This window comes from Streptomyces sp. NPDC059166 (assembly GCF_042755185.1).
Taxonomy (GTDB): Bacteria; Actinomycetota; Actinomycetes; order Streptomycetales; family Streptomycetaceae; genus Streptomyces.
This window is the reverse complement of sequence record NZ_JBHZCI010000042.1, coordinates 1-24,301: the sequence shown is the minus strand read 5'-3', so window position 1 is coordinate 24,301 and position 24,301 is coordinate 1. Positions and strand designations below refer to the sequence as shown.

The following is a 24,301-nucleotide window of genomic DNA, read 5'->3' as shown; positions in this document are numbered from 1 at the left end:
GAGGACTACTCCACCTCGATGCCGAAGTCCTGCACGAGCTCTTCGAGCCCGCCGGTGTAGCCCTTGCCGCCCAGTACGAAGTCCCAGTCCCCGTTCGGTCTCCGGCGGAAGGAGCCGAGCACCAACGCCGTCTCCCGTGGCCGGCCGTCCGACACCTCGAGCACGCCCAGCTCAGCCATACCCGGGTCGAGCAGGCGGATGCGGGCGTCCGTGAAGCCGGCGAGATCGGCCTCGGGGTTGATCTCCGGATCGACGGCCGCCACGAGAACGAGCCGGTCGGCCTCCTCCGGCAGCGCATCGAACGACACGCAGATCGCGGACCTGTCGGGTGCGTCCGCGGGGAGAGTCCGCACCGACCCGTCCGCCAACCGCGGGTTGTTGAAGAAGACGAAGTGGTCCTCGCTGAGCACCCGGTCGCCACGGCAGACGAGAGCGCACACGTCCAGCGCAGTGCTGCCCTTCCACGAGATTCCCAGGATGTTGTAGTCGTCAGGCGGCGGAGTGTCCGGAGCCGCGGCGGGCTGGGGCCGGTGGCCCGGCGTCTGCGGGCTTCCGTCGCCGAGCCGCCCCCGCAGACCGTGACGGTGCAACAGATCGACGAGTTCCGGACCGGAGATGAGCTCCAGTGGCTTGCCGTTGGCGAAGGTGTGTGATCCGGGCCCGAATCCTGAGGTCGTGACGAGAACGCCCTTGTTCGCACCGGCGTCCTGCACCGTCCCGTACAGATCGCGGACGGCGGTGGGCGGCACCGTTCTGCGGTAGCGCTTCACCTGTACGACGATCTTTCCGCCACGGATCGGTGCCGGATCCAACGCGTCGACGTCCACGCCGCCGTCGTTGGAGCGTTGGGTGGTCACTGCCTGCATTCCCATCGCCCGGAAGAGCTCGGCCACGAGGTTCTCGAAGGCGATCGGGTCCATGGCGAAGAGGTCGGGGTCCTCGTCATCGCCGTGTGAGACAACGCCGTTTCCGACGTCCGCGGGGCGCCTGCCCGGCCGTACGGGGGCGAGCTGGTCCGGTCGGGGCGAGAGCTGCCCGCGCAGTGCGTCGGTCAGGCAGCTGCCCGGGTCCACCTGCGACAAGTGCAAATCACGGAACGAGGAGCGCGCGGCCATCACCGTCGCGAGAACGATGTGACCAGGTCGTCCGGTGGACGGGTCGTGCCCGTCGACGAATCCGTTCAGGGCGACCGACTCGAGGGCCCCCTGCTCGTCCGCCGCGAACAACTCGTGCAGGACGAGAAGCACGCACTGAGCCAGGATCTCTCCGTAGACGGTTCGGCGCTGGGTCAGTGGGCGAGGGATCTCCTTGTCCTGACCGACACCCGACATGTACCGGACGGACTTCACCTCCGGCACGATATCGAAGGCGGGCAGCTCCCAGTCCAGTACCAGCTGCCCGGCGGAGGAGTCGTAGGCAGCCGCCAGTCGGCGCGGAAATCCTTCCGGCCACACGGTCGAGGCGTAGAGCGCGGCGGAGAAGTACTCGATCACCGCGTCCGGGTTTCGCTGCCTCATACCCTCGGTCACCGCTGCGACGCCGGCGTTGTGGCGCCGTACCTCGGCCAACCGGCCATCGGCCCACTGCTGATACTGCCGCTGGTAGGACGCCAGCTCCTGCTGCCGCCGGGCCTCCGCCGCCTGTGCCGCCTGCCAGTCCCGCTCGAACCGCGCCCTGGCCTCCGTCTGAGCCTGGGCTCGACGGCCGGCGGTCCAACCCCCCTGACTCTGGTAGTGGTTGAAATCAGGCATGGGTACCGGCTGGGCCAACGCCCCCGGTGCGAAAGGCTGCACCTCCTCGGCCCGCATCAAGGAGGCGGCCCTGAAGGCCGGAGCCCGGCACCCTGATGCCAGCAGTCCCCGCAGCGAGGCGACCTGCGCGTCCAGTTCCTCGGTGCGTCGCAGCGCCTCTGCCTGCCTGTACTCCCGGTGGCTCTGCGCGGCGCGGCGCTGGTAGGCCCGCGCTTGCTGTTCCTGCTGCCTCTGCCGCCTGGCTTCGGCTTCCAGCTGCCGCTGCTGCTGCCTCTGCGCCTCGGCCCAGACGCCGACCAGACCACCAGACCTACGACTCATATGATGCACGCCCTCCCCGAGGCACCGGCTGTCCCCACAACCAGCTGTAACCAGACGACTCTAGTCAGCAATTGCCGCATGCACATCCACTCACCGAAGAAGGGACGACGTACCCGCAGGGTCGGCACTCTCGAGACCGGGCAGCGGTCGTCCTTCTCACCCCGCCCCGCCGAACTCCCACACCAGCATGGTGAAGTCCCCGTCGTCCGAAGCCCCCGCCGAGCGGTACGTGGCGAGCGCCGCGTCGTTGTCGCGGTCCACGCCCACCCACATGCCGTAGCAGCCGCGCCGCCGCGCCTCGGCCGCCAGCGCCTCGGTCAGCGCGCGGCCGACACCGCGCCGGCGGAAGGGTTCGTCGACGGAGAGCTCGTACAGGCACATCTCCGTGCCCTTGTCCGGGTGGAGCATCTCGATGCCCGAGACGAAACCCGCCGGGGCGCCGTCCACGTACGCGATCAGCATCAGATGGCCGCCCGCCGCGAGGAAGCGGGCCGCCCACTCGGGGCGGGGCGGGGCGTCGTAGAGGCGTACGGCGGCGAGGAGCTCCGACGTGGTGGTCGCGGGGCGGATGTCCATGTAAGGGCCCTTCGACGGGTGGCGTACCGCGTCCGCAGTACGGGGTGGGGTGGGCGTACCTCTCGGGGATGCGGGACACCTCACCCTGGCGGCACCGGGGCCCCGGATGCGAGCCCTTTAGGGTCGAGTCATGCAGAAACCGACTTCCCGGTGGCGGCACCGGCTGCCCCGCACCCCAGGCCGGTGGGCCGCGGTCGTCGCCGCCCTCGCCGTGCTCGCGGGTGCCGGTACCTGGACCGCCGTCGCCGACGACAGCGCCCCCACCGTGCACCGGCAGGACCGGATGATGAAGATGAACGGGGTGTCGGTCGACACCTCCTACTTCACGTCCGGGGGCTCGCGGCGCAGGCCCGCCGTCCTCATCGGGCACGGCTTCGGCGGCAGCAAGAACGACGTGCGCGCCCAGGCCGAGAAGCTCGCCGCCGACGGGTACGCCGTCATGACCTGGTCCGCCCGCGGATTCGGGAGGACCACGGGGGAGATCACCCTCAACGCCCCCGACGCCGAGGTGAAGGACGTCTCCGGGCTCATCGACTGGCTGGCTGACCGGCCCGAGGTGGAGCTCGACGCGAAGGGCGACCCCCGGGTCGGTGTCACCGGCGCCTCGTACGGGGGTGCCATCTCGCTGCTCGCCGCCGGCTACGACAAGCGGGTCGACGCCATCGCCCCGGTGATCAGCTACTGGAACCTCGCCGACGCGCTCTTCCCCGACGGGGTCTTCAAGAAGCTCTGGGCGGGGATCTTCGTCAGTTCCGGCGGTGGCTGCGAGAGGTTCTCGAAGCAGCTGTGCGAGATGTACGAGCGGGTCGCCGTGAACGGCAAGCCGGACGCCGCCGCCCGCGAGCTCCTGACGGAACGTTCCCCCGAGGCCGTCTCCGACCGGATCGACGTACCCGCGCTGATCATGCAGGGCCAGAGCGACTCGCTCTTCCCGCTCGGCCAGGCCGACGCCATGGCCAAGGCGATCGAGGGCAACGGCGCCCCCGTGTCGGTCGACTGGATCGCAGGGGGCCACGACGGCGGGGACGACGAGGGCGACCGGATCCAGGGCAGGGTCGGTGCCTGGTTCGACCGGTACCTGAAGAAGGACAAGGGCGCCGACACCGGGCCGGGCTTCCGCGTGACCCGGACCGGCGGTGTCGACTCCACCGACGGCGCCGCACTGAAGCGCGGCGCGAGCAGTGACTCCTACCCCGGGCTGAACAGCGGCGGACGGAAGATCGCCCTCACGGGCGTCCGGCAGCAGACCGCACCGGGCGCCGGCGCCGGCGGACAGGGCGCACCGGGGATGACCGGCGGGCAGGGAGCCGGCGGGCGGGACACCCCCGCGACCGGTGGCACCGGCGGGCGGGACACTCCCGCGACCGGTGGCACCGGAGGAAGCGGGCGCACGGCGGCGGACGGCCTCACCCAGACCTTCCGCAACCCCGCCGGAGCCAACCCGCCCTCCGTCTCCGCCGTCCCCGGCATCGGGGGCGGGCTCTCCCAGCTGTCCTCGCTCGGTGTCGGGCTCTCACTCGACTTCCCCGGGCAGTACGCGGGCTTCGAGTCTGCCCCGCTCGACCGCCCCGTGCACGTCACCGGATCGCCCACCGTCACCGTGAACGTCAAGGCGGACCAGGGCGACGCGGTCCTGTTCGGCAAGGTCTACGACGTCTCCCCGGACGGGAAGCAGCAGGTCCTGCCCTCCCAGCTCGTCGCCCCCTACCGGATCACCCCCGCCGAGCAGGGCAGGCCCGTCGAGCTGACCCTGCCCGCCGTCGACCACGAGGTCGACGCCGGGCACCGGCTCCGCCTGGTGCTCTCCGCGACCGACCTCGCCTATGCCTCACCCGCCGAGCCCGCGACGTACACCGTCACCCTCGACGGGGCGCTCACCGTGCCCACCGCGCCCGGTGTGAAGACCGCCGCGGCGGCCCTGCCCTGGTGGACCTGGGGGCTCCCGGCCGCCGGGGCCGTCATCGCGGCGGTCCTGCTGCTCACCGCGCGCCGGCGCACCGCGACGCCCGCGCCCGACCCGGCACTCGCCGACGTACCGCTGCGGATCACGGACCTGTCCAAGAAGTACTCCGGGTCCACCGACCGGTACGCCGTACGCGACCTCGGCTTCCGGGTCGAGAAGGGGCAGGTACTCGGCCTCCTCGGGCCGAACGGGGCGGGCAAGACCACCACCCTGCGCATGCTGATGGGCCTGATCACCCCGGACGCCGGTGAGATCCGGGTCTTCGGGCACGCCATCCGCCCCGGAGCGCCCGTACTCTCCCGTGTGGGCTCGTTCGTCGAGGGCGCGGGCTTCCTCCCGCACCTCTCGGGCCGCTCCAACCTGGAGCTGTACTGGCAGGCCACCGGGCGTCCCGCCGAGGACGCCCACATCGACGAGGCACTGGAGATCGCGGGGCTCGGCGACGCCCTCGCCCGGGCCGTACGCACCTACTCCCAGGGCATGCGGCAGCGCCTGGCCATCGCCCAGGCCATGCTCGGCATGCCCGACCTCCTCATCCTCGACGAGCCGACCAACGGGCTCGACCCGCCCCAGATCCGCGAGATGCGCGACGTGATGATCCGGTACGCGGCCGGCGGACGCACGGTGATCGTCTCCAGCCACCTCCTCTCCGAGGTGGAACAGTCCTGTACCCACCTGGCCGTCATGGACCGGGGCCGGCTCGTCCAGGCCGGACCGGTCGCCGAGATCACCGGCTCCGGCGACATGCTGCTCGTCACGACCGCGAGCGAGGTGGCCGAGCCGCTCGTGGAGAAGGTGGCCGCCCTGCCCGGCGTCGGATCCGCCGTACGCACGGACGACGGCCACGGGCTGCTCGTCCGCCTCGACGGCGCGGGCGCGGAACAACTCGTCGCCGACCTGGTGCGTCTGGACGTGCCGGTGACGGGAGTCGGACCGCACCGCCGCCTGGAGGACGCCTTCCTGACCCTCATCTCCCAAGGATCCGCATGAGCTCCGCAACAGAGATCCGGGCCCTCGCAGAAGCGCCCGGCTACCAGGCCAGCCGCACCCTGCCGCTGCGCGTGGAGGCGATGAGGCAGCTGCGCAGGCGCCGCACCCTGCTCATGGGCGGGGTGCTCGCCGCGCTGCCGTTCATCCTGGTCATCGCGTTCGCCATCGGCGGCACCCCCGGTGGCGGGGACGGCGGGGGAGGGGGAGGCGGCGGTTCGCGGATCAACCTCATGGACGTCGCCACGGAGTCCGCCGCGAACTTCGCCGCGACCGCACTCTTCGTCTCCGCCGGTTTCCTGCTGGTCGTCCCGGTCGCCCTGTTCTGCGGGGACACCGTGGCGTCCGAGGCGAGCTGGTCCTCGCTGCGCTACCTCCTCGCCGCACCCGTGCCCCGCTCACGGCTGCTGTGGAGCAAGCTCGTCGTGGCGCTGGGCTTCAGCCTGGCCGCGATGGTGCTGCTGCCGCTGGTGGCTCTGGGGGCCGGGGCCGCCGCCTACGGCTGGGGGCCGCTGAAACTGCCCACCGGGGGTGCGCTCGCCACCTCCGACACGGTGCCCCGGCTCGCGCTCGTCGTCGCCTTCGTCTTCGTCTCCCAACTCGTCACCGCCGGGCTGGCGTTCTGGCTGTCCACGAAGACGGACGCGCCGCTCGGCGCCGTGGGCGGGGCGGTCGGCCTCACCATCGTCGGCAATGTGCTGGACGCCGTCACGGCCCTCGGCAGCTGGCGTGAATTCCTGCCCGCGCACTGGCAGTTCGCCTGGGCCGACGCACTGCAGCCCGATCTCGAATGGGGAGGGATGGCCAAGGGCGCGGCCGTATCGGTGACCTATGCCCTGATCCTCTTCGCCCTCGCCTTCCGGGGGTTCAGTCGTAAGGACATCGTGTCCTGACCTTGACGTTCCGCCGCCCCGCCGCCCGCCGTTGCGCCATCGAGACTGTTCCGCAACGCTTCCGACGACTCCGCCCGGCCCCCTCGCGCGTCACATTCACAGATGTCCACGACGTGGGGGGTACGGATGGAACGCGGGACGAGCACCTACCGGGCGGCAGTCGCCCTGTTGCTGGGCGGACTTCTGATCACCGGCTGCGGGGCGTCGGGCGACGGCGCGCACTCGTCGGCCGACCGGGGGGTCGCCGGCAACGGCGGTCCCGCCGGGGGGAAGCAACCGCCCGCCCCGGGACAGCGTGAGGGCGCGGCTGTCGAGGAGCGGGACGAGGCGGGGCAGGAGAGCGCGGCGCCCGACTACCTGTCGACGTTCGCGCTGGACGTGGACACCGCGAGCTACGGATACGCCCGCCGCACCCTGGGCGACGGGCGCCTGCCGGACGCCGGCACGGTACGCCCGGAGGAGTTCGTCAACAGCTTCCGCCAGGGCTACGAGCAGCCCGAGGGCAACGGCTTCTCCGTGCACGTCGACGGCGCCCGCCCCGGTGCCGGAGCCTCCGACTGGTCGCTCCTGCGCGTGGGACTGGCCACCAGGGCCGAGGCGAAGACCGGCGAACGGCCGCCCGCGGCGCTGACGTTCGTCGTCGACATCTCGGGCTCGATGGCCGAACCGGGCAGGCTCGACCTGGCGAAGACCTCGCTGGGCATCCTGGCGGACGAACTCCGCGACGACGACTCCGTCTCCCTGGTGACCTTCAGCGACGAGGCCGAGACCCTGCTGCCGATGACCCGTCTCCAGGGCAACCGGACCAAGGTCCGGGACGCGATCGACGAGATGGAACCCACCGACTCCACCAACCTGGGGGCGGGTATCGAGCAGGGCTACCGGGAGGCGGCAGCGGGGCACCGCAAGGGCGCCAACAACAGGGTCGTCCTGCTCTCCGACGCACTCGCCAACACCGGGGAGACCGAGGCGGACGCGATCCTGGAGCGCATCGGGGACGCCCGCGAGGAGTACGGCATCACCTTGTTCGGCGTCGGCGTCGGCAGCGACTACGGCGACGAGCTGATGGAGCGCCTCACCAACAAGGGTGACGGCAACACCACCTACATCTCCGACGAGGACCAGGCCAGGAAGGTCTTCGTCGACCAGTTGCCCGCCCACGTCGAACTCCGCGCCCGGGACGCCAAGGCGCAGGTGGAATTCGACCGGAAGAACGTCAAGCAGTTCAAGCTGATCGGCTACGAGGACCGCAAGGTCGCCGACGACGACTTCCGCGACGACTCCGTGGACGGCGGCGAGGTCGGCCCGGGCCACACCGTGACCGCGCTCTACGCCGTACGCCTCCGGGAGGGCGCCTCCGGGCGTGTGGCCACGGCGACCGTGCGCTGGCTGGACCCGAAGACCCGCAAGGCCCACGAGGAGAGCGGATCGGTGGATACCGGAGCCGTTGACGGCCGCCTCTGGGACGGCGCGGGCGCCCGGCTCCAGGTGACGGCGGTCGCCGCGTACTTCGCGGACACCCTGCGCGGAGGCGATCTCCCCGGAACACCTTCCCTCGGTGAACTCGCCTCCCGGGCGAGGAAACTGGCCGTCTCCACCGAGGACGGCTCGGTGGAGAAGCTCGCCACGGCGATCGAGCAGGCCGACCGGCTCAGGAACGGCGCGGGATCGGAGCGGCCCGGCTCGTCCGGTGAGGGCGAACTCGACTGAGACCCGGCCTCGGGCCCGGCAGGACCCCCTGCCGGGCCCGAGGCGCGTCGACGGACCGCCCTGGTGTCTCAGGCCAGGTGGAAGACCTCGGTCAGCGGGACCATCGCCTCGTCGGCGGCCTCGGACTGCTCGAAGAACTCCCCCATCTCCCGCTGCCACCGGGCGTTGACCTCCGTCGCGGCCATGGCCTCCCGGGCGGCGTCGAAGTCCTCCGTCTCCAGGTAACCGACGAGCAGACCGTCCTCGCGGAGGAAGAGCGAGTAGTTGTGCCAGCCCGCCTCCGACAGTGCGGCGAGCATCTCCGGCCACACCGCGGCGTGACGTTCGCGGTACTCGTCCTTGCGGTCCTCGCGGACCTGGAGCAGGAAGCAGACGCGCTGCATGGGCTGTTCCTCCGATCAGAAGCCGGACGTGCCGATGGTGCCGGCGCCGCGCGGCGAGGCGATGAAAGGTTTCAATCGAGTGGTTGGGAAGCTAGACGGGGTACGGCCGTGGGGTCAATGGGCTGAGCTCGGGCGGCTGTGGATCGATTCATCCCCGCAGAGCCACACAGGCCCACTGCCCGGACCCACTTCCCCTGTCCGGCCCGCGCCCGTGCCCGGCCGGAAGTCACCCGCCCCGTGGGCGGCGTGAAGTCAGAACTCCCCGCGCTGTGCCGCCGGTTGCCCGTCGCCGGGGAGGAGGTGGGCGGTGAACCAGTCCCGGGCGAGGTCCGACACCCGGTCCAGGGCGCCCGGTTCCTCGAAGAGGTGCGTGGCGCCGGGGACGGTCGCCAGCTCGTTCTCGCAGTGGAGCGCCGCCTGTGCCTGGCGGTTGAGATCCACCACGGTGGTGTCGTCACCGCCCACGATCAGCAGGGTCGGCGCCCGGACCCCGGACAGGTCGGCTCCGGCCAGGTCGGGGCGCCCTCCCCGGGATACCACGGCGCGGATCCGCGAGTCCGTCGCGGCCGCTGCCCGCAGCGCGGCCGCGGCCCCCGTGCTCGCCCCGAAGACGCCCACGGGCAGCGGGACGAGGGTGCCCAGCCATCGTGTGGTGTCCGTCAGGCGCCCGGCGAGCAGAGCGATGTCGAATACGTTGGCGCGGTAGACCTCCTCGCCGGGAGTGAGCAGGTCGAACAGCAGGGTGCCGAGCCCCGCGCCGTTCAGGGCCGACGCCACCGAGCGGTTACGCGGACTGTGGCGGCTGCTGCCCGAGCCGTGGGCGAACACCACCACCGCCTCCGCGCCCGGCGGCAGAGTGAGGTCCCCGGCGAGCGGGACCCCGCCCGCGTCCACATCGACGGCCTCGGCCGTGCCGCCTCCCGAGGACCGCCCCAGGAGCGCGACGACCTCCTCGTCGGAGGTCTGGGAGAAGTCGCGGTACCACTCGCCGACGGCCGAGAACAGGGCCGGGGTGGAGAGGCACACGACCTCGTCCACGGCCCCCCGCAGCCGGGCCACGGCGTCCGGGGCGGCCACCGGTACGGCGAGTGCGACGTACGCGGCGCCCTGGGCCCGGGCCACCTGGCAGGCCGCCCCGGCCGTGGCCCCGGTGGCGACCCCGTCGTCCACCACGACCACCGTGCGCCCGGTCAGCGGCTGGCGGGGACGCCCTGCCCGGTACGCGCCCGCCCGCCGCCGGAGCTCCGCCCCCTCCGCGCGCTCCACGGCCACCCGCTTCTCGTCCCTCACGCCGGCGTGGCGGACGATGTCGTCACTGATGACCCGGGCCCCGCCCTCGCCGATGGCGCCGAAGCCCAGCTCCGGGTGGTGCGGGACCCCGAGCTTGCGGACCACGATCACGTCGAGCGGTGCGCCGAGCGCCCGTGCCACCTCGTACGCGACGGGAACCCCGCCCCGTGGCAGACCCAGGACGACCGGGTCGCGCGGCGCCAGGTGTCGCACGGCCCCGCCGAGCCGGCGTCCGGCTTCCTTGCGGTCGGTGAACAGCACTGGGGCTCGCCTCCGGGGACCTGGACAGCAGACACCGGCGTGCGGGGCGGACCGGCCGTCGCCGCATGCCCTACCCCTCCAAACAAACCAATGGCCGGTGCCCCGGCAACCTGGAGCGCGGTCCGGGACGGAGGGAACGGGCGCCGCCGGGGCGGAGCGGACCGGGGAGGTGGTGCGGGGCCGTACCCCCGCGGCCTCCTTCGTTCCGCGGCCACCCAGGGATGTGTGGACGGTGGCGTGAGCGAGCGGCCACGGGGAGGGGGCTGTCCGGACCACCGGGGCCCCGGACAGAATTGCCCGGTGGCCGGGCCCGAACCGGTCACCCTGGGGAGCGGTGCACCCGACGTCCGGTCCACCACGCCCCTCCAGCCTCCCGAGCCACCGGAAAGAGCGCACCCGCATGAAGATCGTCGACGCGAAGGTCGTCGTCACGAGCCCCGGCCGCAACTTCGTCACTCTCAAGGTGACCACCGACGAAGGACTGACCGGCCTCGGTGACGCGACGCTCAACGGCCGTGAACTCGCCGTCGCCGGCTACCTCGCCGACCATGTCGCGCCGCTCCTCACCGGCCTCGACCCGCACCGGATCGAGGACACCTGGCAGTACCTGTACCGAGGCGCCTACTGGCGCCGCGGCCCGGTGACCATGGCCGCGATCGCAGCCGTGGACACGGCGCTCTGGGACATCAAGGCCAAGGCCGCGGGCCTCCCGCTGTACCAGCTCCTCGGCGGAGCGAGCAGGGAACGCGTACGCACCTACGGCCACGCCAACGGCCGCGACATCCCCGAACTCCTCGACTCCGTACGGGCCAGACTCGCCCAGGGCTACCCCGCCGTCCGCATCCAGACCGGCATCCCCGGCCTGAAGGCCGTCTACGGCGTCCACAGCACCGACGGTGAGGGTGCGCCCGTCCTCCACCAGCAGGCCCGGCCCCTGGTCGAGGACTGGGACACCGACGCCTATCTGCGCCACATCCCGTCGGTGTTCGAGGCGGTCCGCGCCGAGTTCGGTGACGAACTGCCCCTGCTCCACGACGCGCACCACCGCCTCACCCCGATCCAGGCGGCCCGGCTCGGCAAGGACCTGGAGCCCTACCGGCCCTTCTGGCTGGAGGACTGCACCCCGGCGGAGAACCAGGAGGCGCTGCGCCTCGTCCGCCGCCACACCACCACCCCGCTGGCCATCGGCGAGGTCTTCAACACGGTGCAGGACTACCAGACCCTGATCACCGAGCAGTTGATCGACTACGTGCGCTCCGCCGTCACCCACTTCGGAGGCGTCACCCCGCTGCGCAAGCTCTTCGACCTCGCCGGCCTCTACCAGATCAAGAGCGCCGTGCACGGCCCCGAGGACATCTCCCCGGTCGGCATGGCCGCGGCGATCCATCTCGACCTCGCCGTCCACAACTTCGGGATCCAGGAGTACTCCGGCCACTCGGCTCTCACCGACGAGGTGTTCCGGCACGCGTACACCTTCACGGACGGGCACCTGCACCCGGGCGAGGCGGCGGGCATCGGCGTGGAGCTGGACGAGGAACTCGCCGCCGCCCACCCGTACGAAGCGGCCTACCTCCCGGTCAACCGCCTCCAGGACGGCACCGTCCACGACTGGTGACCGCCACCCGCGCCGCGGTTCGGGGCACTACCGCGCCCAGGCTTCCTCCAGCAGCTCGCGGAAACCGGCGGGCTCCCGCCCGATGAGCCCGGCCAGAGTGGGATCCACAGCGGTGAACTCGCCGTGCCGGGCCGCCGCGAAGATGCTCAGCACCAGGTCGGCGGCCGGTGCGGGGGCGCCGTGTGCCAGGAACTGCTCGCGGAAGGCGCCATCGGGGACGACGGTACGGGTGAAGGGGCGCCCTGTCGCCAGGGAGGCGATCCCGGCGACGGCGTCGAAGTCGAGGGCCGCCGTTCCGGTCAGCGGCGGGGTGGGCCCCTCGAACCGGCCCTCCTCCGTGAGGATCACCGCGGTGGCCTCGGCGAGATCGTCATGGCCGGTCCAGGCGACGGGACCGTCGGCGGGGAGGACGATGCCGCCCGTGTGGCGCGAGGGCTCCAGGAACTGCAGGGCACTGGCCGCGTAGAAGCCGTTGCGCAGGGCGGTCCACGGCAGCCCCGAGGAACGCAGCATCTCCTCCGTGACGGCGTGGTCGCGGCACGCCTGGAAGCGGGAGTCGTGGGCGGCGCCCATCTGACTGGTGTAGAGGATGCGGCCGACGCCCGCCTTCACCGCCGCGTCGACGGCGGTGCGGTGACCGGCGACGCACTCCTCGCCCACACGGTCGAGAGAGACGAGCAGCAGTTGCTCGGCCCCCTCGAAGGCGTGCACGAGCGAGGCGGGGTCGTCGAAGTCGCCCTGCCGGACGCGGACACCGCGGTCCGCGAGGGCCCGCGCCTTGTGCGGGTCCCGCACGCTGACGCCGACCCGGTCGGCGGGAACGCGCTCCAGAAGGCGCTCGACCGTACGGCGGCCGAGCTTTCCGGTGGCTCCGGTCACGATGATCATGAAGTACTCCCGGATGTTTCCAGTGAAGCTTCCATTGCTTCCAGCGGGTGTTTCCATTGGAATCACGTCAACGGTAACACTGGAACTAACGATGGAATCATCATTCCGATATCATCGATTACATGCCGCCACGTGAGACCCCCGACTCGCCCCGCCGCCGCATCGTCGAAGCGGCCGTCGAACTGTTGGAGCAAGGAGGGGCGGCGGCGGTGAGCACCCGCGCGGTCGCCGCGGCCGCCGGGGTGCAGCCGCCGGCGATCTACCGCCATTTCGGCGACAAGGAAGGACTCCTGGAGGCGGTGGCCGAGTACGGCTACGCGCGGTTCCTGGAGAGCAAGCGCGCGCAGTTGAAGCCGGCTCCGGAGGATCCGGTGGAGGAGCTCCGTCGCGGCTGGGACTCGGTGGTGGAGTTCGGGATCTCGCGGCCCGAGCTGTTCGAGGTGATGAACAGGGCCTCCGGCCGCGGCGCGGACATGGCGCATCGTGCCGGTCTGGAGATCCTCCACCGCCGGGTGCGCCGACTGGCGGCAGGCGGGTGGTTGCGGGTCGACGAGGAACTGGCGGCCCAGATCATCCAGGCCACCGGCCGGGGTGCGGTCATCGCCTGGTGCTCCACCCCGGCGGAACGCCGCGATCCGGCGCTGCTGAGCATTCTCCGCGAGTCCATGGTCGCCGCCGTCACCCGTACCGAACCGACGCTCTCCGCCACCGAGTCCGGCCCCGCCCCGGCGGCCCGCGCGCTGCGGGCCGCACTCCTCGACGTCTCCGGCGAGGCGGTGCCCCTGAGCGACGCCGAACAGCGCCTGCTGCGCGAATGGCTGGACCGCCTGGCCGCGGACGGAAGTGCGCCGACCGGCTGACCTCACGTCATGTCGAGGGCGGCCGGCCGACATCATCTCTCGCGAGTCCGCTCGCGCCGGGTTGAGATGAGGCCTCTATCGCTTCGACGTGCCGAGCCTGCGGATCGCGACGGCGATCAGCCCGATGGCTGACACCGTCGCGACGGCCATGGCGATCTTTTCGCCCGTTCCCAGCACTCCGATGATGTTCGCCCCGTCTCGATCACGTGCGCGTCCGTCCACGAGCGTGAAGTCCTGCCGCAGCGTGGGATGACCATTCCACGACCGTCAGTTCGACGGCACTCGCGATGAGAGGTCTTGAGCAACTTCTGAGGCTTCGTGAGTCCCGGCGCCGACCTCTGTCGGTCGATTCTTTGAGGGATGCGGTTGGAGCGAGCCGCCGTGGGGCGGGGGCGCCGCTGTTCGTCAAGCCACGGGCTCCGGGGGATGTGTTCGTGCGGTCGCCCGTCCAGGGAGCCCGGGTGGGCTCGTACGGGCTGCCTGCGCGGTTCCCAGGCCCGCGTGATCGCGGGGGCACACCGTCACCGAAGAGGCCGACACCGGACCGCCCTCGTGCTCGCACGGGGCCGGTCCGGCGCTTACGTCCCCGCTACGCCCCGCCCGCTAACGTGCCCCTGACCAGCAGAAAGGCCCCCCGGGACGGAGGGCCTCACAGTGGTGCGCGATGTGCGCCCCCGGCAGGACTCGAACCTGCGGCCAAGCGCTTAGAAGGCGCCTGCTCTATCCACTGAGCTACGGGGGCCGGGTGCCGGCCTGGTGTCCCGGAAGGCGCTGGTTCAGGCCATCCGCGACGGTGCCGGGACAAGGATAGGGCTCCGATCGCCCAGTCCCGGTTGCTTCACCTGCGTGGCACGATGTGGAGGTTCGGTGAAGCGAACCGATAATCGCAGGTGGGTGCGATTCGTGCATCGCTTTTGGCGCCTCGCGCCCCGGGTGTTGTGCACTCGTTATGCCTGCGTCCCACTCGTCCGCTCTGTCCCCGGGGTGGATTCGCCGCGCAGAGAGGGCCCATACGCTTCAAAAAGGCTCCAAAATTGGGCATTCTTCGCATGTGGTAACCATGGATGTACGGCCCCAGCTCATCGACGCACTTTCCGCCCTGCGCGACCGTGTCGCTGCCGTGCGTCTTCCACTCCCGCTCCCCGGCGCCCCGCGCGCCCGCCGGACGCGGACCGAACTGCTCGCCCAGCTCGACGACTACCTCGTGCCCCGGCTGAGGGATCCCGACGCGCCGCTGCTCGCGGTGATCGGAGGATCCACCGGCGCCGGCAAGTCGACACTCGTCAACTCGCTGGTGGGGTGCCGCGTCAGCGAGGCCGGTGTGCTGCGGCCCACCACCCGGACGCCCGTACTCGTGTGCCACCCGGACGACCACCACTGGTTCGCCGGAGCCAGGGTGCTGCCTCAGCTCACCCGCGTATGGCTGCCGCCGGGGCAGAGCCAGGACCCCGACGGCCTCGACCAGCTCGGCGCCGAGGGCGACCGGGACGACACCGTGCTGAGGGTGGAGACCGCCGCGACCCTGCCCCGTGGACTGGCACTCCTGGACGCCCCGGACATCGACTCGCTCGTCGTGGGCAACCGGTTCCTGGCCGCGGAACTCATCTGCGCCGCCGACGTGTGGGTGATGGTCACCACGGCCTCCCGATACGCCGACGCCGTGCCGTGGCATCTGCTGCGCACGGCCAAGGAGTACGACGTCTCGCTGGTCACCGTCCTCGACCGGGTGCCGCACCAGGTGATCGCCGAGGTCTCCCGGCAGTACGCCGCGCTGCTCACCAGGGCCGGACTGGGCGAGGTGCCCCGCTTCACCATCCCCGAACTGCCGGAGTCCGCCGGAGGCGGCAGCGGTCTGCTGCCGACCACCGCCGTCACGCCTCTGAAGGCCTGGCTCACCCATCGCGCGCAGGATCCGGCCGCCCGTCAGCAGGCCGTGGGGCGTACGGCGTCCGGGGTCATCGACTCGCTCAACGTACGGATGCCCGAACTCGCCGCCGCCGTGGCCGCGCAGTACGCCGCGGCGGTCCGGCTCACCGGAGTGGTCGAGGACGCCTACGGCACGGAGCTGTCGCGGGTACGCCGACGGCTCCGGGACGGCGCGGTGCTCGCGGGCGGCGCCCGCACCCGCTGGCGCGGATACCCGCTCTACAGCACCGCCGGGGAACTGCTCGACGCCCTCGTGGAGAGCCTGGCCGCCCTGCTGCAGTGCGCCGTGGCCGCGTCCGACGAACGGATCCGCACCACCTGGCAGCGCGAACCCGCCGCCGGGAACTTCCGGTTCGAGGACGCCGGACGGGAGGACGGGGGATGGGGACCGGCCGAGGACGTCCAAGGCCGGATCGGCATGGCCGTACGGCGCTGGCGGCGGGTCCTGGAGGAGCTGGCGGAGGAGGAGACGAGGCTCCTCGAACGCAACGCCGCCCCCGACGCCGAGACCGTCTCCGCGCTCCTCGCGGCGGCGCTGCTCGGGGGGCGCCGAGCCAGAGGTGCCGGGGAACAGCTCGCCGAACGGATCGGCGCCCAGGGGGCGCTGAGGCTCCGGGACAAGGGCGGGGCGCTGCTCACCGAGTGCCTCGACCAGGTCATGCACGGCGAGCGCGACCGGAGGCTCGCCCCGCTGGACGCGCTCGAAGTCGCCCCGGAGCCGCAGGCCGAGCTCATCGCGGCACTGTCCGTACTGCAGAAGGAGAGGTGGCAGCGATGACTGCCGTCACTGACCAGGGCCGGGACCCCGGGAAGGCGCCGGAGTCCGGGAAGGCGCCGGAGTCCGGAGCGGCCGAGGGGTCCGGGCAGGACGGCGGGCGGGGCTGGGACGACGGGCTGATCGCCCGCCGGGCCACCGACGCCGCGAAGAACGCCGCCGGGCGCGAGCGTCAGGGAGAGACGGAGTCCGGGCCCGAGGTCGAGGCGTACGGCCCGCCCGGAAGCCCGCTGCGCCCGCGCCTGGACGCGCTCCGCGAACTGGTCGGCCTGTCCCGCGCCCGTCTCGACGCGGACACCCTCGCCGAGGCCGGCCGGGTCCTCGACGAGGCGTCCGCCCGCCGGCGGCTCTCCTCCCGGCACACGGTCGTCGCCATCGCCGGGGCCACCGGAAGCGGGAAGTCCACCCTCTTCAACGCCCTCGCGGGCATCCAGATCTCCGACACGGGGCTGCGCAGGCCGACCACCTCCGCCCCGATCGCCTGCAGCTGGACCGACGGCGCCGCGGGCCTCCTCGACCGGCTGGCCATCCCCGGCCGGCTGCGCCGCAGGCCCGTGCAGCAGGGGACAGCCGCCGACGAGGCGCTTCAAGGGCTCGTCCTCGTGGACCTGCCCGACCACGACTCGGCGGCCACCGGCCACCGTGAACAGGTCGACCGGGTGCTCGCCCTGGTCGACGCGGTGATCTGGGTCGTCGACCCGGAGAAGTACGCGGACGCGGCCCTGCACGAGCGCTATCTGCGGCCGCTCGCCGGCCACGCCGAGATCTCCTTCGTGGTGCTCAACCAGATCGACCGGCTCCCCGGCGAGGCGGCCGACCTGGTCCTGGACGACCTGCGAAGGCTGCTCGACGAGGACGGCATGGCCGTGGGGGAGCACGGTGAGCCGGGCGCCACGGTCATGTCCCTGTCCGCTCTCACCGGCGCCGGAGTGAGCGACCTGCGGGAGATGCTGGGCACCTTCGTCCAGGCCCGTACGGCGGCGGCCCGCCGGCTCTCCGCCGACCTGGACGCCGCAGCCGAGCGCCTCCGCCCCGTCTACGTCACCGAGGGCCGTCCGGGGCTGGGGGAGCGGGCCCGCGAGCAGTTCACCGACCGGCTCGCCGAGGCAGTCGGCGCGACCGCGGCCGGGGAGGCGGCGGAACGCGAGTGGCGCAGGAACGCCGGACGGGCCTGCGGGACGCCCTGGCTGCGGCTGTGGCGCTGGTACGAGTCCACCCGGCAACTCGGCGGCGGCCTCGACCTGATGGCCCAGGTGCTCACACCGCCTGAGGAGGAGCTGACGGCCCGGCAACGGGTGGAGCAGGCCGTCCGGAAACTGGCGGACGACGCGGCCGGCGGACTGCCGGCTCCATGGGCGCTGGCAGTCCGCGAGGCAGCCGTGAACGGCGCGGAGGGACTGCCCGAGGCGCTGGACGAACTGTCGAGGAACGTGCAGGCGGGAGCCGCGGGGCGGGGCCGCGGTGACACCGCGGCCACCCCGGCGGTGGCGGGCGAACGCGCCGCTGCGGACCCGGGCACCCGCGGCCCGGCGGTGCCGGACAAGCGCGCCGCGAAGACCAGGGCAGGACGCGGAGCCAAGCCGCCGCGCCCCGCGTGGTGGCCGGCGGCCGTCCTCGCGCAGGCATCGATGACGCTGCTCCAGATCTTCGGCGGACTGTGGCTGCTCGGGCAGATCGTCGGAGTGCTCGAACCCGGGCTGCTCACCCCCGCCCTGCTGATGCTCGCCGGGGTCGTCGGCGGTCCGCTCGTCGAATGGGCGTGCGCGGCTGCGGCCCGGGGGCCTGCCCGACGGTACGGGCAGGAGGCGGAACGCCGGCTCCGGGAGGCCGCGGCCGGCTGCGGAAGGGCCAGGGTCCTCGACCCGGTCGCCGCCGAGCTCGCGCGCTACCGCGAGGTCCGGGAGCGGTACGTGGCGGTGACGGAGTTCTCCACAACCGGCCGGTAATCCACAGGCCCCGCGCGATTCCCGTTTTACGCCCAGGATGGTGTGCGGGGGTCGGACGAAGGCACCGGCCCGCATGTCGTCACCCCGCACCGGCCCGAGGAGGACGCGGGCGGACGGCGGCACAGCACAGCGGGGAATCGGGGGACGGGAAATGAACGAGACCGTGGTGACACTGGTGGGAAACGCCGCGACGGCGGTGGACTTCCGGGAGACGGCGGCAGGGGCGACGGCGCGATTCCGTCTGGCGGTGACACCCCGGCGATGGGACCGGGAGCAGCAGAACTGGACGGACGGCCGCACGAGTTTCTACACGGTGTGGGCGCGCCGGACGCTGGCGGCCAACCTGTCCGGTTCGGTCTCGGTCGGGGAGCCGCTCGTCGTGCACGGCCGCCTCAAGGTGCGTGAGGAGGAGCGGGGCGGGGTGTGGCGGACCTTCGTCGACATCGAGGCGGTGGCGGTGGGCCATGACCTGACGAGGGGGACGGCTGCCTTCCGGAGGGTGGCCAGAGCCGATCCCTCTCTCACCGCGCCTACGCATCGTCAGAAACCGGCCACGGAAATGGCATCGGTGTCCTGAACAGCAGGGGACACGCCGAACTCGGCGATAACGATTACGAGTCGGAATGGTTGTCGGACGGTATGACAGGGGATTCCTCTACGCTCGCTCCATACGATTCCTCCGTACTCATGCGGCACTTGAGTTTGCTGGCGAGGCACCTCCCACACGCGCCCCAAGCGTGAAGGCCTCGCCCGGAGGGGAATTCTGTGTTTTCTGTGTCTTCAGCATCCACTTCGTCGTCCACGGCGGCGACGGAGGGCTCCATAGGGAGCCGGAGCGGGAGCAGGCGGTATCAGGAGCAGGGTGGGACGCGGCGGGGCCACGGCCTCGTCCGCGCGGCGGCGGCGATGCTCGCCGCGGGCCTCGTGGCCGCGGGAACCCTGGTGGGAGCCTCGGCGGCGAGCGCCGCCCCGGCGGACGAGACGGGCCAGCACCAGGGCGGGGCGACCGCCGTGCTGGACGGACTGAAGACCTGGGACAGCGCCGTGCTGCACACCGGCGGCCAGGGTGGCGAGAAGGCCGGCACGAAGGAACTGCCCGCCGGCCTGTTCGAGCTCGACGTCGACGGCGGCGGCCAGCTGAAGACGTACTGCATCGACATCCACAACCCCACCCAGGAGCGGGCGAAGTACCTGGAGACCCCCTGGGACCAGACCTCGCTCGGGGCCAACGAGAACGCCGGCAAGATCCGCTGGATCCTGCAGCACTCCTTCCCGCAGGTCGACGACCTCGCGGCGCTCGCGAAGGAGGCGGGCAGCGGTCCGCTGACCGCGAAGACCGCGGCCGCGGGCACCCAGGTCGCCATCTGGCGCTTCTCCGACAAGGCCGAGGTCGAGGCCAAGGACGAGCACGCCGAGAAGCTGGCCGACTGGCTCGAGAAGTCCGCGCAGAGCCTCGCGGAGCCGAAGGCCTCCGTGGCCCTGGAGCCCGCGGCCGTATCCGGCAAGGCCGGTGAGCGGGTCGGCCCCGTCACCGTCCGCACCGACGCCGGCCAGGTCTCCGTGACGCCGCCCGCGGACGCCGCGGCCGGCGGCGTCACCGTCACCGACAAGGACGGAAAGCCCGTCACCGAGGCCACCGACGGCACCGGCCTCTACTTCGACATCCCCGAGGACGCGGCCGACGGCTCCGCCTCGCTGACCGTCCAGGCGAACACTTCCGTGCCGGTCGGCCGGGTCTTCGCCGGGCTCACCAAGAGCCAGACCATGATCCTCGCCGGCTCCAGCGAGTCCACGGTCACCGCGGCGGCGACCGCGACCTGGGCCGACAAGGGTCCGGTCCCCGCGATCACCGCGGAGAAGAACTGCGCCAAGGGCGGCGTCGACATCACGGCGAGCAACGAGGGCGACGAGGACTTCACCTTCGAGCTGGCCGGTACCAAGCACACCATCGCCGCAGGTGAGACCCGCACGGTGACGGTCCCGGTCGCCGAGGACCAGCCGTACGACTTCACGATCACCGGCCCCGGCGGCTTCAGCAAGAACTTCAAGGGCGTCCTGGACTGCGCCACCGCGGGCACCCCCGCCCCGGGTGACGACACCACGACCCAGAGCGGCGCCCAGCCCACCCCCGCCCAGACCGGCACCACCGGTGGCCAGGGCGACCTCGCCGAGACCGGCGGCTCCAGCGCCACCCCCGTGATCGCGGGTGTCGCCATCGCCCTCGTCGTCCTCGGCGGCGGCGCGGTCTTCCTGCTCCGCCGGAAGAAGCCGCAGAGCAGCGGTGAGTGAGTGACCACAGGTGCGCGAAGCGCGCACCTGTGAGGCGCCCGGCACGGATCTCCGTGCCGGGCGCTTCGCGCTCCCGGCCGGACGCGCCGGCCCCTTCCCGGGCCGGCGCGGACGCCGCGGGGCCGCGCGTCCCGACGTGCGTGCGGCGCCGCACCCTCCCGACGTGCGGGACCGTACCGGGGAGCGGACTGGTTTCCTTCCGGGCGCCCACGTCAGGCAAGATGGGTGTATCTGCCCACACCTCTATTGCTGCCGGACGGTTTCTCTTGGCTGAGTTCATCTACACCATGCGCAAGGCGCGCAAGGCGCACGGCGACAAGGTGATTCTCGACGACGTCACCCTGAACTTCCTGCCCGGCGCGAAGATCGGTGTCGTGGGACCCAACGGCGCCGGTAAGTCCACGGTGCTGAAGATCATGGCGGGCCTGGAGCAGCCGTCCAACGGTGACGCGTTCCTGTCGCCCGGGTTCAGCGTCGGCATCCTCATGCAGGAGCCGGAGCTCGACGAGGCGAAGACCGTCCTGGAGAACGTCCAGGACGGCGCCGCCGAGATCATGGGCAAGCTCAAGCGCTTCAACGAGGTCGCCGAGCTCATGGCGACCGACTACTCCGACGCGCTGATGGAGGAGATGGGCAAGCTCCAGGAGGACCTGGACCACGCCAACGCCTGGGACCTCGACGCCCAGCTGGAGCAGGCCATGGACGCCCTGGGCTGCCCGCCCGGCGACTGGCCGGTCACCAACCTCTCCGGTGGCGAGAAGCGCCGCGTGGCGCTCTGCAAACTCCTCATCGAGGCCCCGGACCTCCTCCTCCTCGACGAGCCCACCAACCACCTCGACGCCGAGTCGGTGAACTGGCTGGAGCAGCACCTCTCGAAGTACGCGGGTGCGGTCGTCGCCGTCACCCACGACCGGTACTTCCTGAACAACGTCGCCGAGTGGATCCTCGAGCTCGACCGCGGCCGCGCGATCCCCTACGAGGGCAACTACTCCACCTACCTCGACAAGAAGGCCGCCCGCCTCAAGGTCGAGGGCCGCAAGGACGAGAAGCGCCAGAAGCGCCTCAAGGAGGAGCTGGAGTGGGTGCGGTCGAACGCCAAGGGGCGTCAGACCAAGTCCAAGGCCCGTCTCGCCCGGTACGAGGAGATGGCGGCCGAGGCCGACAAGATGCGGAAGCTGGACTTCGAGGAGATCCAGATCCCGCCGGGCCCCCGTCTCGGTTCCATCGTCGTCGAGGTCGAGCACCTCTCGAAGGCCTTCGGCGACAAGGTCCTCATCGACGACCTGTCGTTCACGCTGCCCCGTAACGGCATCGTCGGCGTCATCGGTCCGAACGGCGCGGGCAAGACCACGCTGTTCAAGATGATCCAGGGCCTGGAGACGCCGGACAGCGGTTCGGTCAAGATCGGTGACACGGTCAAGATCTCCTACGTCGACCAGTCCCGCGCCAACATCGACCCCAAGAAGACCCTCTGGGCGGTCGTCTCGGACGAGCTGGACTACATCAACGTCGGCCAGGTCGAGATGCCCTCGCGGGCGTACGTCTCCGCGTTCGGCTTCAAGGGCCCGGACCAGCAGAAGCCGGCCGGTGTCCTCTCCGGTGGTGAGCGCAACCGCCTCAACCTGGCGCTGACGCTCAAGGAGGGCGGCAACCTGCTGCTCCTCGACGAGCCCACCAACGACCTCGACGTCGAGACCCTGTCCTCGCTCGAGAACGCACTCCTGGAGTTCCCGGGTGCGGCCGTGGTCATCTCCCACGACCGCTGGTTCCTGGACCGCGTCGCCACGCACATCCTGGCGTACGAGGGCGACTCCAAGTGGTACTGGTTCGAGGGCAACTTCGAGTCGTACGAGAAGAACAAGGTCGAGCGCCTCGGTGCGGACGCGGCCCGCCCGCACCGCGCCACGTACAAGAAGCTCACGCGAGGCTGATCGAATTGGCCCGTCACATCTACGACTGCCCGCTGCGCTGGTCGGACATGGATGCCTTCGGCCACGTGAACAACGTGGTCTTCCTCCGCTACCTGGAGGAGGCGCGCATCGACTTCATGTTCCGGCTGGCGCCCGGGGACGGCTCGCCGTCCTTCTCGGGCGGCTCCGTGGTGGCCCGCCACGAGATCGACTACGTGCGCCCGCTGGTCCACCGCCACAAGCCGGTGACCATCGAGTCCTGGGTCACGAAGATCACCGCGGCGTCGCTGACGATCGCCTACGAGGTCAAGGACCCCGAGCAGGTCTACGTACGGGCGTCGACGGTCGTCGTGCCCTACAACCTGGCGGAGGAGCGTCCCCGGCGGATCACCGCCGAGGAGAAGCTCTTCCTCCAGGAGTACCTCGACGACCAGGAGCCCGCCGCCGCATGAGCGTGCCAGTGCGGTCGGCGGAGTTCGCCGACGTGAGGGAGGCGGCGGATCTCGCCGCCTTCCTCGGACGGCTCCTGCACTACGACCGGGCCGCCGCCGTCCGCCTCCAGGCGGGCGGCGGGGCGCTTGCCGTCTTCGGACGGCCGCCCTCCTTCGAGGTCCTCGCGATCCGCACGGTCCGGCTGTCCGAGGTCCACGAGTTCGACGTCACGGTCTCGGCCGGTGAGCTCCTCGAAGCCCTGGACACGGACGGCTCCGGGGGAGCGCCCGGAGTGCGTTCGCTCCCCGCACCGGTCACCGGTCCGCCGTGGGCCGGGATGCTGCCCCCGCGCGGCGGGTGGCGGGAACGCCCCGGACTTCCGGGCCCCCTCGACCTGAGGGACGAACTCACCGCCGCGGTGGCCGAGTTCCGCACCCGTGACGCCGCCCTGCCCCAGGACCTGCGTACCAGGGCGGAACGCGACCGGATCGGCCGGGACATCTGGTCCCGGACGGTGGGCGGCACCGAGCTGCCGCTGCGCGCCGTGCACGCCGCCCAGTCCCTCGGCTTCCTGCGCGCGGCGCCCGGATTCCCCGTCGCCCTGCTGGCGGCGGGATCCTGGCTGCGGCTGCGCACGCCCTACGGATCGGTTGCGCTGCGGGGCACCGCCGGAGGCGGCCTCGGCACGCTGGCCGTGACGGTCGGGACCGCCTGAGTCCGGTCGTCCGGCGGGCGGCCGGGCGCGGAGTGCCCGAGCGAGCCGGCTCGCTCGGGAGGGCGCGAGCCGGCTCGCGGCGCGTGCGGTGAGCGCGCCCCCGGCAGGCGGTGCTACCGGGACTATTCGCAGTGCACCGGGCTTCAGCCCGGTGGTGAAGCGAATCTGAGAGCCGCTCTGACCTCGGCTGTGTGCACGGATCCGCACTGTTCACCTCAGCTCAGGTCAGAGCGGCCGGCTCTGCTGCTCGATGTACTGCTTCACGATGCTGAGCGGTGCGCCGCCGACGGACCCGGCGAAGTACGAGCCGGACCAGAGTCGTTGTGCCCGCCAGTAGTGGCGGACGAGGTCGGGGAACTCTTGGCGCAGCCGCCGGGAGGAGACGCCTTTGAGGCTGTTGACCAGTTTGGACACGGCGACCTTCGGCGGGACGTTCACGAGCAGGTGGACGTGGTTGTTCTCGCCGTTGAACTCGACCAGCTCGGCCTCGAAGTCCTCGCACACGGCCCGCATGGCCTTCTCGCACCGCGTCGGGTGTCGGTCGGCGAGGACCAGGTGCCGGTACTTCGTCAGGGAAGCCAGGTGGACGTGCGTCCGGAGAGCGCGGTGGCGGCCCGTACGAATGTTCGCGTCGACGTTCGTAACCTCACTGCGTAGCGTGATCTTGTGCAGCTTCGGTACAGCTTCCGTCTGTACCCGAGCGCCGGGCAGCGCACAGCGTTGGCGAAGGCGTTCGGGTGTGTGCGGGTGGTCTACAACGACGGGCTCCGCGTCCGGGAGACCGCCCGCAGCCAGGGCATGCCGTTCCCG

The 24,301-nt window shown here is 71.7% G+C and carries 20 protein-coding genes and 1 tRNA gene; 13 read left to right on the top strand and 8 right to left on the bottom strand.

Annotation, left to right across the window (positions count from 1 at the left end; all coding sequences use genetic code 11):
- Positions 1-5: 5 nt before the first annotated feature.
- Positions 6-2,072, bottom strand: coding sequence for a restriction endonuclease (locus tag ACFXOA_RS26640; RefSeq protein WP_385033519.1), 2,067 nt, complete (start codon positions 2,070-2,072; stop codon positions 6-8).
- A gap of 156 nt (positions 2,073-2,228) precedes the next feature.
- On the bottom strand, positions 2,229-2,648 hold the full coding sequence (locus ACFXOA_RS26635; RefSeq protein WP_385033516.1) for a GNAT family N-acetyltransferase: 420 nt from the start codon (positions 2,646-2,648) through the stop codon (positions 2,229-2,231).
- A gap of 130 nt (positions 2,649-2,778) precedes the next feature.
- Here ACFXOA_RS26635 and ACFXOA_RS26630 point away from each other — a divergent pair, with 130 nt between their 5' ends.
- The 3 genes from ACFXOA_RS26630 (at position 2,779) to ACFXOA_RS26620 (ending at position 8,201) form a co-directional block, all read left to right on the top strand.
- A complete protein-coding gene (locus ACFXOA_RS26630) occupies positions 2,779-5,601 on the top strand; it encodes an alpha/beta fold hydrolase (protein WP_385033513.1) in 2,823 nt (940 codons plus the stop codon).
- Positions 5,598-6,491 (top strand): ABC transporter permease, encoded by an 894-nt coding sequence (locus ACFXOA_RS26625; protein ID WP_385033510.1) that lies wholly within the window; start codon positions 5,598-5,600, stop codon positions 6,489-6,491. Before ACFXOA_RS26630 ends, ACFXOA_RS26625 begins: the two co-directional genes overlap by 4 nt.
- A gap of 126 nt (positions 6,492-6,617) precedes the next feature.
- Positions 6,618-8,201 (top strand): von Willebrand factor type A domain-containing protein, encoded by a 1,584-nt coding sequence (locus ACFXOA_RS26620; RefSeq protein ID WP_385033615.1) that lies wholly within the window; start codon positions 6,618-6,620, stop codon positions 8,199-8,201.
- 68 nt (positions 8,202-8,269) lie between these two features.
- Here the strand turns inward: ACFXOA_RS26620 and ACFXOA_RS26615 are convergent, their stop codons facing one another.
- Both ACFXOA_RS26615 and ACFXOA_RS26610 read right to left on the bottom strand, forming a co-directional pair.
- Entirely contained in the window at positions 8,270-8,584 is a 315-nt protein-coding gene (locus ACFXOA_RS26615; protein ID WP_385033507.1) for an L-rhamnose mutarotase, read from the bottom strand.
- 252 nt (positions 8,585-8,836) lie between these two features.
- Positions 8,837-10,135 carry a phosphoribosyltransferase family protein gene (locus ACFXOA_RS26610; protein WP_385033504.1) on the bottom strand — a complete coding sequence of 433 codons (1,299 nt, stop codon included), beginning with the start codon at positions 10,133-10,135 and terminating at the stop codon, positions 8,837-8,839.
- A gap of 400 nt (positions 10,136-10,535) precedes the next feature.
- Here ACFXOA_RS26610 and manD point away from each other — a divergent pair, with 400 nt between their 5' ends.
- Entirely contained in the window at positions 10,536-11,750 is a 1,215-nt protein-coding gene (gene manD, locus ACFXOA_RS26605) for a D-mannonate dehydratase ManD (protein ID WP_385033501.1), read from the top strand.
- A gap of 27 nt (positions 11,751-11,777) precedes the next feature.
- Here manD and ACFXOA_RS26600 read toward each other — a convergent pair whose 3' ends face one another.
- Positions 11,778-12,638 carry an SDR family oxidoreductase gene (locus ACFXOA_RS26600; RefSeq protein ID WP_385033498.1) on the bottom strand — a complete coding sequence of 287 codons (861 nt, stop codon included), beginning with the start codon at positions 12,636-12,638 and terminating at the stop codon, positions 11,778-11,780.
- Between the two features lie 122 nt (positions 12,639-12,760).
- Between ACFXOA_RS26600 and ACFXOA_RS26595 the strand changes: the two genes are divergently transcribed.
- Complete coding sequence (locus ACFXOA_RS26595) at positions 12,761-13,498, top strand: TetR/AcrR family transcriptional regulator (RefSeq protein WP_385033495.1); 738 nt, start codon at positions 12,761-12,763, stop codon at positions 13,496-13,498.
- Positions 13,499-13,573: 75 nt separating this feature from the next.
- On the opposite strand, the gene ACFXOA_RS26590 is transcribed toward ACFXOA_RS26595, so the two are convergent.
- Together ACFXOA_RS26590 and ACFXOA_RS26585 are read right to left on the bottom strand one after the other, a co-directional pair.
- Positions 13,574-13,720 (bottom strand): hypothetical protein, encoded by a 147-nt coding sequence (locus tag ACFXOA_RS26590; protein ID WP_385033492.1) that lies wholly within the window; start codon positions 13,718-13,720, stop codon positions 13,574-13,576.
- A 447-nt stretch (positions 13,721-14,167) separates the two neighbouring features.
- A tRNA-Arg gene (locus ACFXOA_RS26585) sits at positions 14,168-14,240 on the bottom strand.
- Positions 14,241-14,558: 318 nt separating this feature from the next.
- On the opposite strand from ACFXOA_RS26585, the gene ACFXOA_RS26580 reads away from it, so the two are divergent.
- The 7 genes from ACFXOA_RS26580 to ACFXOA_RS26550 all read left to right on the top strand — a co-directional run bounded on the left by ACFXOA_RS26580 (position 14,559) and on the right by ACFXOA_RS26550 (position 23,491).
- On the top strand, positions 14,559-16,202 hold the full coding sequence (locus tag ACFXOA_RS26580) for a dynamin family protein (RefSeq protein ID WP_385033489.1): 1,644 nt from the start codon (positions 14,559-14,561) through the stop codon (positions 16,200-16,202).
- A complete protein-coding gene (locus tag ACFXOA_RS26575) occupies positions 16,199-18,145 on the top strand; it encodes a GTPase (protein WP_385033486.1) in 1,947 nt (648 codons plus the stop codon). Before ACFXOA_RS26580 ends, ACFXOA_RS26575 begins: the two co-directional genes overlap by 4 nt.
- A gap of 151 nt (positions 18,146-18,296) precedes the next feature.
- The gene (locus ACFXOA_RS26570; RefSeq protein WP_385033483.1) at positions 18,297-18,722 is read left to right on the top strand and encodes a single-stranded DNA-binding protein; all 426 of its coding nucleotides are present in this window, start codon (positions 18,297-18,299) and stop codon (positions 18,720-18,722) included.
- Between the two features lie 188 nt (positions 18,723-18,910).
- A complete protein-coding gene (locus ACFXOA_RS26565; RefSeq protein ID WP_385033481.1) occupies positions 18,911-20,434 on the top strand; it encodes an LAETG motif-containing sortase-dependent surface protein in 1,524 nt (507 codons plus the stop codon).
- A 266-nt stretch (positions 20,435-20,700) separates the two neighbouring features.
- Positions 20,701-22,365 (top strand): energy-dependent translational throttle protein EttA, encoded by a 1,665-nt coding sequence (gene ettA, locus ACFXOA_RS26560; RefSeq protein WP_385033478.1) that lies wholly within the window; start codon positions 20,701-20,703, stop codon positions 22,363-22,365.
- A 5-nt stretch (positions 22,366-22,370) separates the two neighbouring features.
- Positions 22,371-22,796 (top strand): thioesterase family protein, encoded by a 426-nt coding sequence (locus tag ACFXOA_RS26555; protein ID WP_362549642.1) that lies wholly within the window; start codon positions 22,371-22,373, stop codon positions 22,794-22,796.
- A complete protein-coding gene (locus tag ACFXOA_RS26550; RefSeq protein ID WP_385033475.1) occupies positions 22,793-23,491 on the top strand; it encodes a hypothetical protein in 699 nt (232 codons plus the stop codon). Before ACFXOA_RS26555 ends, ACFXOA_RS26550 begins: the two co-directional genes overlap by 4 nt.
- Positions 23,492-23,716: 225 nt before the next feature.
- Here the strand turns inward: ACFXOA_RS26550 and tnpA are convergent, their stop codons facing one another.
- Complete coding sequence (gene tnpA / locus ACFXOA_RS26545; protein WP_385033612.1) at positions 23,717-24,154, bottom strand: IS200/IS605 family transposase; 438 nt, start codon at positions 24,152-24,154, stop codon at positions 23,717-23,719.
- Positions 24,155-24,157: 3 nt separating this feature from the next.
- Between tnpA and ACFXOA_RS26540 the strand changes: the two genes are divergently transcribed.
- The coding region (locus ACFXOA_RS26540; protein ID WP_385033609.1) for a helix-turn-helix domain-containing protein at positions 24,158-24,301 on the top strand (144 nt) is incomplete at its 3' end.